Raw genomic sequence first — 13,665 nt, forward strand, 5'->3', positions numbered from 1 at the left:
GTTTCGGCTCCATTGAAGCCGCGTTTCTCTTGAAGCTCAGAGGTCGCTGGGGAAATAGAAAAAGCCGCACCGGGGCGCCTGATTGACGGCGTCTCAGTAACGGCAATAGATACTTCCTGCGGAAAGTATCGGGCTGTGGTCAACCCTGTCAAGGCACGCAGCGAGCGGCGTACGCTGTCAAGCGTCCCCGCACAGGCGTGAGATGAGGAGCACGATGGCGAGCCGGCCGCAGGACCTGCTCCAGCTGCTCACCCGGGCCGAACGCCTCTCGGTGCGCCGAGTGCAGTCCGTCCTGGACGAGTTCGACTGCTCCGTGGAGGCGTGGCGGGTACTCGCCCTGCTCTCCGAAGGCGGGCATCACATGTCGGCCATCGCCGACTGCACCTCAATGCCCGCGCCGACTCTCACCAAGCTGGTCGACCAACTCGTCGACCAGAACCTGGTCTACCGCCGGATCGACCCCGCCGACCGGCGCCGGGTCCTCGCGTATCTCACCCCGCGGGGGATGGAGCGCTGGCAGCGACTCGACCGTCAGGTGCGCGCCGACTGGCCGGAGTTGGGCGGCAGCGACGACGAGGAGCTGCGCACCTTACTGGCGAGGCTCGCGGACGCCCTGGAGGGCGGAGCTACAACAGGCCGTGGGGGCCACTCAGTTGGGCGAGCACGTTGAAGTCGAGCCCGTCCGCCTGCGCCAGATAGATGCGCTGGCGTACATGTCGGTCACGCAGTCGGAGCAGGCCGCGTGGTCCCTCGTACGAGACCGAGTCGGCAGTCGCTCCGATCGCGGACACATCCAGGGTTCGCGCCCGCTCGACCAGTGCCGCCAGCAACAGCACTCCCTCGTAACAGGATTCGCCGAGGCTTCCCGGTGCCGGGGCCTCGATTCCGAAGCGGCCGGCGTACCTGCCGTGGAAGTCCATGGTGTCCTGGTTCGCGAGGGAGGCGAAGAACCCGGCCGTGCTGAACAGGTTTCCGGTCGACTCGGGGCCACTGGCCATCAGCATGTTCTCGTCCATCAGGGTACTCAGCCGCAGACACCGCCGGTCGAGCCCCGAGGCGGCGAACGCCCTGTTGAAGCGGACTGCGTCGCTGCCCACCAGCAGCATCAGCACGGCGTCGGCGTCCGTCCGCTCGATGCGCTGCAGGACGGTCCGGAAGTCCTCGGTGTCCAGCGGAAGATACGACTCGCCGCAGACGCGGCCGCCCCGGCATGCGCGGGCGTAGCCTCGCGCGGCCCTCGCCGTGCGGCGCGGCCACACGTAGTCGTTGCCGACGACGTACCAGCGTCGTACCCCCCGCGCCCCGGCGAGCAGCCGCATGGCGGGCAGCAGTTGCCAGGCAGGTGTCTCGCTGGTCATGAACACACCCTCGGTGCGCTCGCCGCCTTCGTAGAGAGCCGTGTAGACGTAGGGCACCCGGTGCGCGACACGCGGCGCAAGGGCCTGTCGTACGGAGGAGATGTGCCAGCCCGTGACGCCCTGCACTGCGCCGGTCGCCACCAGGGCCTCCACTTCCAGTGCGACCTGCCGCGGTGCCGCGCCGCCGTCGACCTCCAGCAGCCGCAGTTCCCTGCCGAGGACGCCACCCGCTTTGTTGAGCTCCTCGGCAGCGAGCCGGGCGCAGGAGACACATGCGGGGCCGAAGATGCCGGCCGGGCCCTGCATGGGGTAGACGAGCGCCACGTTCAGGACGGCGACGTCGGCCGACCACTGGGGGACCGCGGGAGTGTGGAGTGAGGATCGGAGCGGCCGGTGCATGGCGACATCATGGTCCTGCCGCAGCCGGCGACCAAGAGGCCCGGCGGTCCGTCGGCACCGGGGACCGGTACTGCCGTCATGCGCCGGTGGTCAGGGGAACGAGCCCGGAGCCCGTTCCCCTGACCGGTGTTGACCGTTGTGCGGCGCCTAGGCGCCGACCGCGCCGGACTTCTCGATCCGGACGACGGCGCTGGGCGTGCCGCTGCGCGAGCCCAGCGACTCGATCTTCTTGACGACGTCCATACCTTCGACGACCTCGCCGAAGACGACGTGCTTGTTGTCGAGCCAGTCGGTGACGATGGTGGTGATGAAGAACTGCGAGCCATTGGTGTTCGGGCCCGCGTTGGCCATGGACAGCTGGCCCGGCTTGGTGTGCTTGAGCTGGAAGTTCTCATCAGGGAACTTCGCGCCGTAGATGCTCTTGCCCCCGGTGCCGTTGCCGGCGGTGAAGTCACCGCCCTGGAGCATGAAGTCAGGAATCACACGGTGGAAGGCGGAGCCTTCGTATCCGAAGCCGTGCTCACCCGTGGCCAGTTCACGGAAGTTCTTCGCGGTCTTCGGGACCACGTCGTCGAACAGCGTGAAGACGATCCGGCCGGCCGGCTCGCCGTCGATGGTGATGTCGAAATACACGTCAGGATTCATGAAGGCATCCTCCCATCCGTCACATGGGCTCCTGACCATGCGACACCGGCAGACCCGTGACAAATCGTGACTACGGTGATCATTGACCTTCCGGGTACTTCTCACATGTCACGTTCGCGGCGGCGCGTGGCGACGCCGCGCCGGGTCACTGTTCCGGTTCCGGTTCCGGCTCCGGGAGCGGGGGGAGGGGCACCGTCGCCCCGGAGCCGTCCCGTACCGCCTGCACCACCTGCTCGTGCAGAGCGCGGCTGGCCTCCTCGGACGGGCACTGCACGGGGCTCCCCGCCATGGTGAACCAGTCGGCCGCGCCCGTGTACTGCACGGTGATCTCCGCGGTGCCGTCGACCCAGGTGGTGTGCACGGTCAGATCACCGGACAGCACGCCGACCTCGTCGGTGCGCACGCCGCCGCTCCCCGAGTACACGCCGCGAGTCGTCCACGATGCCCAGCTCATGCGTCCAGGCTGACATCCATATGGGAGAGCCGCGACCCGCGCGATCCCGCGGAAACGGTTTATCGTGGCCGCTGCGACCCCTGGAGCCGGGGTGCAGAAGGGGGGCGGGGCCTTGTCCGAGCCAGGGCGACTCGTAGCAGGCCGGTACCGGCTTGCCGAGCACGTGGGCCGTGGTGGCATGGGGACCGTGTGGCGGGCCGAGGACGAACTCCTGGGCCGTGACGTCGCAGTCAAGCAGCTGCACATCCCCGCACACCTGGATGACCGCGAGGTCCGGATCCTTCATGAACGCACCCGCCGCGAGGCCACCAGTGCGGCGCGCATCAGCCATCCCCATGTGGTCGTGGTGCACGACGTGGTCGTCGACGAGGGCCGGCCGTGCATCGTCATGGAGTACGTACCCTCGACCACCCTGTCCGCCGCGATCAAGGAACAGGGTCCGCTGCATCCGGGCGAAGCCGCGCGCATCGGGGCCGCCGTGGCCGGCGCGCTGCGCGCCGCGCATGAGGCCGGGGTGCTCCACCGGGACGTGAAGCCCGCCAATGTGCTGCTCGGCCATGACGGCCGGATCGTACTCACCGATTTCGGCATTGCCCTGCCGGCCGGAGCGCCTTCCCTCACGACGACGGGGGAGTGGGTCGGGTCGGTCGACTACGTCGCTCCGGAACGTCTGGTGGGTGAGGCGGGAGGGGCCGGCCCCGCCTCCGACCTCTGGTCACTGGGGGCCACGCTCTACCACGCGGTGGAGGGGCGGCCCCCGTTCCGGCGCGCTTCGGCCATCGCGACCGCGCACGCCATCGCGGTCGACGAGCCCGAGCCGTTGCGCGCGTCGGGCCTGGGCGCTGTCATAGCCGGTCTGCTGGTCAAGGAACCGGCGGCCCGAATGCACGCCGACCGGGCCGAACGCCTGCTGGCCGAGGCGGCCGAGGTGGCCGGGTCACCGGTCGAAACCTCGAAGCTGTCCCGGCCGGCGGCCGAGTCGGTGGCTAGTACGCCCCACTCGCCGGGCCGGGGCCGTCGGGCAGCGCTGTCGTCCGTGGCGGTCCTGGCGGTGGGCACCGTCATCGCGGGTGCGGCATATGTCATGAACGGTCATGACGGGGACGGCGGCAAGCCGGATTCGTCCTCGAGCAGCCTGAACGCTTCGGTCCCGCCCGTTCCCGCCGGCTACCGCCTCCGGAAAGAGGGCAAGGGCGTGGCCGTTCCGGTGCCGAAGGACTGGAAGCGCACGACGACCGGCGGCGGTGAAATCGCCTACGTGGACCCGTCCGGACTGGTGGGACTGCGCGTCAGCGCCACCCGCTTCGCCGGGGGTGATGCGTTGCGGCACTGGCGCGAGGTCGAAGAGGAGCAGACGCGCCGGGACAACCCGGGGTACGAGCGCGTACGGATGAACGGGACGACCTTCCGGGGTGGGCCGGCCGGATACTGGGAGTTCACGTTCGAGGGACGCGAGCGGGGCTTCCGCGCCGTGGAACTGGCCTTCGCGGAACCCGACGGCACCCAGCACGTCATCTATCTCAGCGCTCCCGCGGCACTGTGGAACACATACCGCCCGGTCTTCGACAACGCCGTCGAGGGCGTCCGGCTCCCGGGATAGCGGGCTGTGGCCAGGGCGTACCGCTCCTGGGACCCGGACCCGGCCGACTCCGGCCGATAGCACCACCCTGCCAACAGTGTTAGAAATGCGATATGGTCGATGATTTCGACCGATTCGGGGCGCGTCGGTGCGGTCACTGACCGAAAAGAGCCCACGGAGCGTCGCCGGGCAGGTCTTCGTCCTGCAGGTGGCGGTCGTGGTGCTGCTCGTGGCGTGCGGGGTGGTCGCCCTGGTGCTGCAGGCCCGGCACGACGGCGAGAAGGAGGCCATCAACCGCTCCATCGCGGTCGCCAGCTCGTTCGCCCGCTCTCCGGGCCTGGCGAAGGCGCTGGACAGCCCCGACCCCTCCAAGGTGCTCCAGCCGATCACCGAGCTGGCCCGCAAGGAGGCGGGGGTCGACTTCATCGTGATCATGGACACCGAGGGGATCCGGTACACCCACCCCATTCCGGACCGGATCGGCAAGCGGTTCGTCGGCACGATCGAACCGTCGCTCCAGGGCCGTGTGTACACCGAGAGCGTGCACGGCCCGCTCGGTCACGAGGTCCAGGCGATCGTGCCCGCCTACGACCCGGTCTCCGACCCGCGCGGCAAGCTCATCGCTCTCGTTTCCGCCGGCCTCAAGGTCGAGAACGTGACCAGCGTGGTCGACCGCAATCTGCCGATCATCGTCGGCGCGGGCGCCGTCGCGCTCGCGCTGGCCACAGGCGGCACCGCCTTGATCACCAGACGGCTGCGACGGCAGACCCATCGCCTGGGTCCGGCCGAGATGACCCGCATGTACGAGCATCACGACACGGTGCTGCACTCCGTGCGCGAAGGGGTGCTCATCGTCGACGACGACGGCCGGCTGGTGCTGGCCAACGACGAGGCCAGACGGCTGCTCGACCTCCCGCCCAATGCCGAGGGGCGTCTCATCACGGACCTGCCCGGCCTGGACCCGGGAACGGTCGAAGTGCTCGCCTCCGGTCGCGTGGTCTCCGACGAGGTGCACCTGGCCGGGGAGCGGCTGCTGGCGGTGAACCAGCGGCGGACGGGCCGGGACGGCGGCCCTGGAGGCACGGTCACCACCCTCCGCGACTCCACCGAGCTCCGGGCGCTGTCCGGCAAGGCCGAGGTCGCCCGCGAACGCCTCAAGCTGCTCTACGACGCCGGCACCCGTATCGGCACCACACTCGATGTGGTGCACACCGCCGAGGAGCTCGCCACCGTGGCCGTTCCCCGGTTCGCCGACTACGTCACCGTCGACCTGGCCGACCCCGTGCTCCAGGGCGAGGAGCCCAGCGGTACGGGTGCCGACGAGATGCGGCGCACCGCGGTCAACGGTATTCATGACGACGCGCCGCTCTATCCGCTGGGCAAGCTGATCGAGTTCCTCCCCTCCACCCCCCAGGCCCGGGGCTTCGGGAGCGGCCGTTCCGAATTGGTGCCCGACCTGTCGGCGGCGACCGGCTGGCACGCCCAGGACCCCGAGCGCACCCGCCGGATCATCGAATACGGCATCCACTCGCTCATCGCGACCCCGCTCAAGGCGCGGGGCGTGGTGCTGGGCGTGGTCAACTTCTGGCGCTCGCAGAAGCCGGAGCCGTTCGACGAGGAGGAGCTGTCCCTCGCCGAGGAACTGGTCGCCCGGGCCGCCGTCAACATCGACAACGCCCGCCGCTACACCCGCGAGCACGCGCTCGCGGTCACTCTGCAGCGCAGCCTGCTGCCACGGGCCCTGCCCGAGCAGAGCGCCCTCGACGTGGCACACCGCTACCTTCCCGCCCAGTCCGGGGTGAGCGGCGACTGGTTCGACGTGATCCCGCTGCCGTGCGGCCGTGTGGCGCTGGTCGTCGGCGATGTCGTCGGCCACGGACTGCATGCCGCCGCCACCATGGGCCGGCTGCGCACCGCGGTGCACAACTTCTCCACCCTCGACCTGCCGCCCGACGAGCTCCTGGGCCACCTGGACGATCTGGTCGGCCGGATCGACCAGGACGAGTCGGACACGGAGGTGGGCGCCGGCGTCCTGGGCGCCACCTGCCTCTACGCGATCTACGACCCCGTCTCCCGGCGCTGCGCGATGGCGCGGGCGGGCCACCCGCTGCCCGTGCTGGTGCATCCCGACGGCTTCGCGGAGTTCGCCGACGTGCCGGCCGGGCCGCCGCTCGGGCTGGGCGGCATGCCGTTCCGGACCGCCGAGCTGGAGCTGGCCGAGGGCACCCAGCTGGTGCTGTACACCGACGGCCTGATCGAGGACCGCTCCCGCGACCTGGACGTCGGGATGGAGATGCTGCGCGAGGCCCTGGCCGGACATCCCGACCGGCCGCCCGACGAGAGCTGCCGGGCAGTGCTCGAAGCACTCCTGCCCGGCCGGCCCAAGGACGACGTCGCCCTGCTCATCTCCCGTACCCGCGTGGTTCCCGCCGACCACGTCGTCGAGTGGGAGGTGCCGGTCGATCCGGCAGCCGTGGCGCGGATGCGGGCAGCCGTGGCCGAGAAACTGGACGAGTGGGACCTGGCCGAGCTCGCCTTCGGCACGGAACTGGTGCTCAGCGAACTGATCACCAACGCCATCCGCTACGCCTCCGCCCCGATCCGGGTACGGCTGATCCGTGATCGCGCCCTGACCTGCGAGGTCTCCGACGGCAGCAGCACCTCTCCGCACCTGCGGTACGCGGCCACGACCGACGAGGGAGGCCGGGGCCTGTTCCTGGTCGCCCAGATGACCGAGCGGTGGGGCACCCGCTACACCCCTGGCGGCAAGGTCATCTGGGCGGAGCAGGCGCTGCCCGGCACGCCGGGCGGCATCGGCGGTACGGAGGGCGCGTGGGCCGCGCTGCTCGACGCCGAGCCGCTGTGAGCGCGCCCCGCGGGCCACTCGCCGGCCGGCGGGGTTCTCGCCTCATGGGAGACGCCCGAGATGACGCAGAGGGGTCCCGGCGGGTATACGAGATACATGAATGGCACAGTCTGGCTCACCATGACCGTGATCGCACTGGTCTGCGTCGCGGTCGCCACCGGCGTACTGCTGGTCCGCGTGTTCAAGGCACGCAGACTGCTGCTCGCCGCCGGGATCCCGCTGCGGAGCAAGGCACTGTTCTGGTGCGCGGTGATCTACACACTCTCTCCCGTGGATCTTGTTCCCGACCCCGTGTACCTGGACGACATCGGCTTTCTGCTGATGGCGCTCCACTCCCTGCACAGCGCGGCTGTGGCCATCCGACGGCAGCCCGGAGGCGAGACCCACCGGGAAGCCGTCGCGGAATTCGGGAAGACCGGCAGCCTCTGAGAGGCACCGCGCGACCAGGCGGGTGGGCGCGGTCTGCTGCACGACTCACCCCAGCGCCGTTGCTGCGCCCCTGAGCAGCAGCCCGCACCCGAGCACGAGCACCACAGCGGCCGAGCCGAGCGGCGCCGCCCGCCGGGCCAGCGCAACGGCCCGGCCCCGAGGCCGCATCGCCAGCCTGCGCACCGTGGTGTCCCGCAACCGCACCACCGCGAATCCGGCGCCCGCCAGTGTGAGCGCCAGTCCTGCCCCGTACGCGAGGACCAGAAGGAACCCGAACCACGCCTGGCCGAGCGCGGCGGCGCCGACCAGGACGACCACCGCGGACGGGCTGGGGACCAGCCCGCCGGCCAGGCCGAGGAGGATGACCCCGCGCAGACCGGGGGCGGGAGGGGTGTGGCTGTGGTCATGGCTGTGGGGGTGGGGGTGGGTGTGCTCCTGTCCGGGACCCGCGGGAGTGCGCGCGGAGGCAGCATGTGCGGCGCCGTGCTCGAGGGGCCGAGCGGCGGTGAGAACGGGTACCCGTTCCTCGCGCTGCGGCGACTCGCCGCCCCCACCGGGCGTTTGCCCGTGCCCGTGTGAATGCCCATGGCCATGCCCGTGGTCATGATCGTGCCCGTGGGTATGGCCATGATCGTGCCCGTGGGTATGGCCATGATCGTGCCCGTGGGTATGTCCGTGCCCGTGGACGCTGTGGCGCCGGCGCCACGCCCTGCGCAGCAGCAGCGCCCCGGCGACCGCGACCAGGCTGCCGCTCGCGACCGACAGCCAGGACACGACGGTGGGCGCCGCCCGCCCCGCGGTGATCAGGGCGCCCAGGGCGAAGACGCCCAGGGTGTGGGTCATGGTCACCGATGCCGCGAGGGCGAGCATGTCACGCAGTGAGTTCCGGCCGCCTGCCGTGGCGGCAGCGGCCATCATGGTCTTGCCGTGGCCGGGCGCCAGCGCATGCAGGGCACCCAGCAGCAGGGACACACCGAGAGCGAACGCCCCGAAGCCGACGGTCAGTTCGTGCCGGGCCACCAGCCCCGTCAGTGCCTGCGCGAACCGGTCCGCTCCTCGCGGCAGCACGCCCGCCACCGGGGAGCCGCTGTCCTGCTTTCCGGCGTCGGCGAGAGCAGGTCCGCCGGGACGGACCGTGACGTCCGCCGACCGGTGGTCCGGCGGTGAGGCGAGCAGATCGTCGGGGTACGCGGTCAGCCGCCGGGAGACGGAGTCCTGCGGCACGTCCGACGCCGCGAGCGTCATCAGATCGCCTTGCGCGGTGATCTCCCGCCAGCCCGCCCCGGTCGTGGCGTCCGCCGGGTGGTACGCGAGCCTGATCCCCTCACCCCGCGGCAACGACGCCGTCAGCTCGCACGTCACACGCAAGGTCTGCAGTCCGGCCTGCCCTGGGCGTACTTGCGCCTTTGCGCTCCCGGCGGAGACTGACGACGACTGCGATGCCGAAGCCTCACTGCCGACCGTGAGCCGGGCGCCTGCGGCCGCACCGTCGCACCGGGTCCGGGCCCATGCGGAGAGTTCGGCCGCCGCCAGCCGGTCGTCCCCGTCGGTGTCGATACGGGTCCGTTCCTGCGCGGCAGGAATCTCCGCCAGGTCCTCCACATGCGCCACGCGCAGTTGTCCCGGAGCCACGACGAGGCCGTCGTACTGACTGACGGTGAAGTTCCCCAGCGGGTGTGCCTGTGCCGCCTGGGCGGGGAGCAGGACAAGAGCCGCCCCCGCCACCAGCGTGGCGAGCGCGCGAGCGGTGGTACGTCGCTTCATGAATCCCCCCGGCGCCCGGACAGCGCGGACAGCGCGGACTTGGCTTCGCGTGCCCCGGTGGGCGAAAAGCCCGGGTTCAGTTCGAGTGCGGCGCGCAGATCGCGGCGGGCGGCCCGGTCGTCCCCGAGCGCGCGCTCGATCATGCCCCGGTGGAAGAGGAAGGAGGCACTGCGGTAGCCGGGCGACTTCGCCGTCGCCTTCTTCGCGAAGACCAGCGCCTCCCGGTCCTTGCCATTGGCATGCAGCGCCCAGGCGAGCGCGTCGGCCGTGTGGACGCTCTTGCGGCGGGCCCATTCGGCGCGCGCCGATGTCAGCGCCTCGCGGGCGTCGCCGTGGTCGGCCTCGATGAGGGCCGACTCCAGGTCGGTGGCGACACCGTTGGCACGGGCCAGCCGGGTCCACGCGCTGACGAGTTCGTACTGCTCCTTGGCCTGCTTGCGCTGCCCGGCCGCCTCGCGCAGTTCGCCGAGAGCGGCGAGCTGTCCCGGAAGCGGGTACCGGCGTACGACCTCTTCGAGGTCGCTCAGCGCACGCTGCGTGTTGCCCTGCGCGGCATGGGCGAGGCCGCGCCCCTCCAGCGCCGGCACATGGTCCGGTTCGGCACGCAGCGCGGTCGCATAGTGATCCAGAGCTCGCCCGTACTGGCCCTGGCTCCAGGCCAGTCGGCCGAGCGCGGTGGCGACGTAGGCCACATCCGGGTCGCTGGCGGCGGAGTCCAGCGCACGCAGCAGAATCCGCCGCGCCCCCGTCACATCGCCGCGCAGCTCCAGTACATAGGCGTACCGCGTGAAGACCGGGATGCCGGGGCGTCGCCGGTCGGCGAGGCGCACCGCATCCTGCGCCTGTTCGTAGCGGCCGAGTTCGACGAGCGCGTCGACCCGGCTCGCCAGCGCCCGCTCGTTGTAGGGATTGACGCGCAGCGCCCGGTCCGCCTGGCCCAGTGCCGTGTCGAAGTCGTGCCGGGCGGCGGCCAGCGCCGCCCGGCCTGCGAGTGCCGCGTCGTTCTCGTCGGCCGGGCGCAGCTCCAGGGAGCGCTTGAACGCCTTCTCCGCCTGCGGATACCGCGTCGGATCTCCGCTGGTCCGAGCCTGCTCGACATACGCCGCGCCCAGCGTCGCCCATCCGGTGGCGTCCTTGGGCTGGCTGTGGAGGTGCTTCTGCAGGCCCTCGATGCCCTGCGCGAGGTCACCTGCCGTCAGCCGCTCGACGGGCACGGCTGCCGCGAGCACCTGCGCGGGCCGTCCCTCCGGTTCGGAGTCGCTGTCCGCCCCCATCACCACCGATGTGACGGTGAGCCCCACCGCAAGGGCCGCAGCCACAGCGATGCGCCCTCGCGGCCCGCGCCCTTTCCCGGGCGCTCGCGCGAACTGCGGCTTCCGTACCGGCATGTGTCTCGCCTTTCTCGGTGGTCTCGGGGGACCTGGGGGTGTCGGGGGGCGGCCCGGCGGCGCCGCCGTGGGGGTACGGATGGCGCCGCCGGGCCGGTCAGAAGTGCCGGATGCCCTGGCCGGTCAGTCGATCCAGGAGCGGCGTCCGGCGGGGCGGCGGCGCGAACGCAACCAGATCATCGCGAGGCCGACCACCAGCGCCCCCGCAGCCGCCGATGCCGCAGAGGCCAGCATCGTGGTGTTGTCCCACGACCCGGTGCCCCAGGACCCTCCGCCTGTGAGGCCCGTTGCGTTCTTCGTGGTCGAACTCGCGGCTGCCCGCGTGTCGGAGCCCGCGGCGGGCAGGGCGACGTAGGGGAAGGAGCGCTCGAACTTCTTGTCGTTCTTGTTGACCGCGTCACCCAAGTCGTTCTTGGAGCCGACGAGTTCACCCTCGACGACCTGCAAGGCGATGTCGATCACGTCGTCCGTGAGCCGCCGCCCGTTCGGGAAGCCGGCCGTGTCGCCGTCCAGCACCCCCAGCCGCTTCGGCTTCGCGACCGGCTTGATGGAGGTGTTGAGCCGCAGCATCTCCGACGCCGTGACCCCCTCCACCTGGTTGAGGTCCTTCACGCCGGTCAGGAACACCGAGACGAGGTCGTCGCGGGGCTCCGCCGGAGCCTTGATCTTGTAGATCGCGTCAATGAGCTTCGGCAGCTCAGGCTCCGTGACGTTTTTCAGGAAGTCACCGTCGTTCTCGGGCGAGGAGGCGTTGAACTTGTCCTTGTCCTTGACCGGGTTGACGACCTCGTTGACCAGGGGCATGCCGAGTCGCGACACCCGGGTCCACTCGCCGCCGGCGTTCTGCCGTTCCGTCGTCGCGTAGACGCCGATGACCGGCTGCTGCGCGGACTGCTGGAGATAGGCGGTCGGCACCTGCAGGGCGATCGTGTTGACGTTGTAGCCCTTGAGCGTGTCGTTCCCGACCTCGGACAGGTCACCTCCGTACAGGAGGTCGAAGACCCGCAGATCGAGGAAGAACGGGTCGTCGGCCTGGCCGGCGAAGGACTTCAGCCCGCCAGGGATCTTGTGGACGGCCTGGTCACGCAGCTTCTTGTAGTGCGGCATCGACGCCTTGCCGACGTTCGAGGGTGCGGCCGGCAGGTTCTTCGCCACCTTGTGGCTGGAGATCACCTTGCCGTGCTCGAGTCGCAGCAGGTCGATGTCGTAGGTCTGCGTGAAGTTGAGGTCCGGGTCGTCCAGGCTCTCGACCACACCCGTGTTGTAGAGGAAGGTGCGGTCGTTCTTGCGGTGGTCCTTGAACGTGAAGCGGTACAGCAGATCGTCCTTGGCGTCACCGTTGTTGTCGATGTGAAGGTCGTAGCGCGCGTCGTTGGCGAACGTGTAGAAGTTCGGCCCGCCGCCCGGCTCCTGCATCGGCAGCAGGTTCGCCACCAGCGTCGTCGAGTCGGGATGATCAGGGCTGACGAACGCGTACACATCCGTGTTGTCGTACTGGGGTTGCCCCGATATCAGCGGGGCTTCCCGGTGGCTCGAGGCCACGGCCGTCTGAGGCTGCAGCACAGTCATCGCGGCGGCTGTGAGCCCCCCGGCGGCCAGCGCACCGCAGGTGAGCAGAGCGACGCTCCTGCGTCCCGGTCGAGTCCACCCGCTTCTGCCCATCGCGGTCATCGCATCCATCCTTGTTCGTCATTCGGTTCCGATCTGGCTTGTTGTACGTCCAGTACGTGCGCGACCCCCGTCTTGTTCGGACATGACCGCGACTACTTCGGCAATCCGTCCCGCGCGATGCCGGTCGCACCGTGCGACGGTGACGGAGTAGGCCTTCCCTTGGGCGAAGAAAGGCGGTGGGAGACGATGCTGCCCCTGGTCGTGGGAATCGACGGTTCCGACTGCAGCCTCGAAGCGGTGGACTGGGCCGTGCGCGAGGCGGCGGTCCACGGCCTCTTTGTGCGCCTGGTGTACGCCTCCAGGTGGGAGCGGTACGAGGGCGTCTCGCCCGCGGACAGCCCCGATCGGCCCTCGGAACAGGTGCTGATCGACACGCTGGTCGCCGCCGCTGCCGAGCGTGCCCGCCGCGCAGACCCCGCTGTCGAGGTGGTCACCGACGTTCTCGCGGAGGACACCGTGACCACCCTGGTGAACGAGAGCCACCACGCGGCGATGCTGGTCACCGGATCCCGCGGCCGGGGAGGGCTCAAGGACCGGCTGCTGGGATCGGTGTCGCTGGGTGTGGCGGCGCGTGCCCACTGCCCGGTGGTCGTGGTGCGAGGAGACAGAGCCGGGTGGGAAACGACCGGCCGGCCCGTCCTGCTGGGCGTCCCCGACCCTGACGAGGGATCGAGCGCCATCCGGTACGCGTTCCAGGAGGCCGCGGCGCGTGGCTGCCGACTGGAGGCCGTGCGGGCATGGCGTACCCCGCTGTTCAAGGCCCTTGGTCACCCGCGGGCGCCGGGCGGATCCGGTGCGGACGGTCAGGAAGCAGCGGCCGACAGGATCGACGCGGCTGTCGCCGACGGTGCACAGGAGCACCCGGGGCTCGCGCTGCACCGCACCACCGCCGAAGGCCCGGCACACAAGGTGCTGGTGCAGGGCAGCGCTGCTGCGGGCCTGGTTGTCGTCGGAGCGCGCCGCAGACACGGTCACGGCGGCCTCCAACTCGGCAGGGTGGCGCACGCGGTGCTCCATCACAGTGAATGCCCCGTCGCCGTGGTGCCGGATGTGTGACACCGGGCGGTGCCGCGGCCGCTGCCGGTCTTCGGAGGGCTGGGGCCCGGGCCCCG

General features: G+C 70.6%; 11 protein-coding genes. 5 read left to right on the forward strand and 6 right to left on the reverse strand.

Annotation, left to right across the window (positions count from 1 at the left end; translation table 11 throughout):
• Positions 1–214 precede the first annotated feature (214 nt).
• A complete protein-coding gene (locus OHS70_RS35800) occupies positions 215–670 on the forward strand; it encodes a MarR family winged helix-turn-helix transcriptional regulator (protein ID WP_328404585.1) in 456 nt (151 codons plus the stop codon).
• On the opposite strand, the gene OHS70_RS35805 is transcribed toward OHS70_RS35800, so the two are convergent.
• The 3 genes from OHS70_RS35805 to OHS70_RS35815 all read right to left on the reverse strand — a co-directional run bounded on the left by OHS70_RS35805 (position 627) and on the right by OHS70_RS35815 (position 2,856).
• Entirely contained in the window at positions 627–1,757 is a 1,131-nt protein-coding gene (locus OHS70_RS35805) for a substrate-binding domain-containing protein (RefSeq protein WP_328404587.1), read from the reverse strand. The two genes, OHS70_RS35800 and OHS70_RS35805, sit on opposite strands and share 44 nt — an antisense overlap.
• A 147-nt stretch (positions 1,758–1,904) precedes the next feature.
• Positions 1,905–2,402, reverse strand: a complete 498-nt coding sequence (locus OHS70_RS35810; protein WP_328404589.1) for a peptidylprolyl isomerase — start codon at positions 2,400–2,402, stop codon at positions 1,905–1,907.
• A 145-nt stretch (positions 2,403–2,547) separates the two neighbouring features.
• On the reverse strand, positions 2,548–2,856 hold the full coding sequence (locus OHS70_RS35815; RefSeq protein WP_328404591.1) for a hypothetical protein: 309 nt from the start codon (positions 2,854–2,856) through the stop codon (positions 2,548–2,550).
• Positions 2,857–2,968: 112 nt separating this feature from the next.
• Between OHS70_RS35815 and OHS70_RS35820 the strand changes: the two genes are divergently transcribed.
• The 3 genes from OHS70_RS35820 to OHS70_RS35830 all read left to right on the forward strand — a co-directional run bounded on the left by OHS70_RS35820 (position 2,969) and on the right by OHS70_RS35830 (position 7,730).
• Complete coding sequence (locus OHS70_RS35820) at positions 2,969–4,456, forward strand: serine/threonine-protein kinase (protein ID WP_328404593.1); 1,488 nt, start codon at positions 2,969–2,971, stop codon at positions 4,454–4,456.
• A 136-nt stretch (positions 4,457–4,592) separates the two neighbouring features.
• Positions 4,593–7,301, forward strand: a complete 2,709-nt coding sequence (locus OHS70_RS35825) for a SpoIIE family protein phosphatase (RefSeq protein WP_328406135.1) — start codon at positions 4,593–4,595, stop codon at positions 7,299–7,301.
• A 96-nt stretch (positions 7,302–7,397) separates the two neighbouring features.
• On the forward strand, positions 7,398–7,730 hold the full coding sequence (locus tag OHS70_RS35830) for a YkvA family protein (RefSeq protein WP_328404595.1): 333 nt from the start codon (positions 7,398–7,400) through the stop codon (positions 7,728–7,730).
• A gap of 45 nt (positions 7,731–7,775) precedes the next feature.
• Here the strand turns inward: OHS70_RS35830 and OHS70_RS35835 are convergent, their stop codons facing one another.
• The 3 genes from OHS70_RS35835 to OHS70_RS35845 form a co-directional block, all read right to left on the reverse strand.
• A complete protein-coding gene (locus OHS70_RS35835) occupies positions 7,776–9,494 on the reverse strand; it encodes a nickel transporter (RefSeq protein WP_328404597.1) in 1,719 nt (572 codons plus the stop codon).
• The gene (locus OHS70_RS35840) at positions 9,491–10,813 is read right to left on the reverse strand and encodes a tetratricopeptide repeat protein (RefSeq protein WP_328404599.1); all 1,323 of its coding nucleotides are present in this window, start codon (positions 10,811–10,813) and stop codon (positions 9,491–9,493) included. Before OHS70_RS35840 ends, OHS70_RS35835 begins: the two co-directional genes overlap by 4 nt.
• Before the next feature lie 192 nt (positions 10,814–11,005).
• Entirely contained in the window at positions 11,006–12,553 is a 1,548-nt protein-coding gene (locus OHS70_RS35845) for a DUF4331 domain-containing protein (protein ID WP_328404602.1), read from the reverse strand.
• A gap of 159 nt (positions 12,554–12,712) precedes the next feature.
• Here OHS70_RS35845 and OHS70_RS35850 point away from each other — a divergent pair, with 159 nt between their 5' ends.
• On the forward strand, positions 12,713–13,609 hold the full coding sequence (locus OHS70_RS35850) for a universal stress protein (protein WP_443062701.1): 897 nt from the start codon (positions 12,713–12,715) through the stop codon (positions 13,607–13,609).
• The last annotated feature ends 56 nt before the right edge of the window (positions 13,610–13,665 follow it).

Source organism: Streptomyces sp. NBC_00390 (assembly GCF_036057275.1).
In the GTDB taxonomy this organism is placed as follows: Bacteria; Actinomycetota; Actinomycetes; order Streptomycetales; family Streptomycetaceae; genus Streptomyces.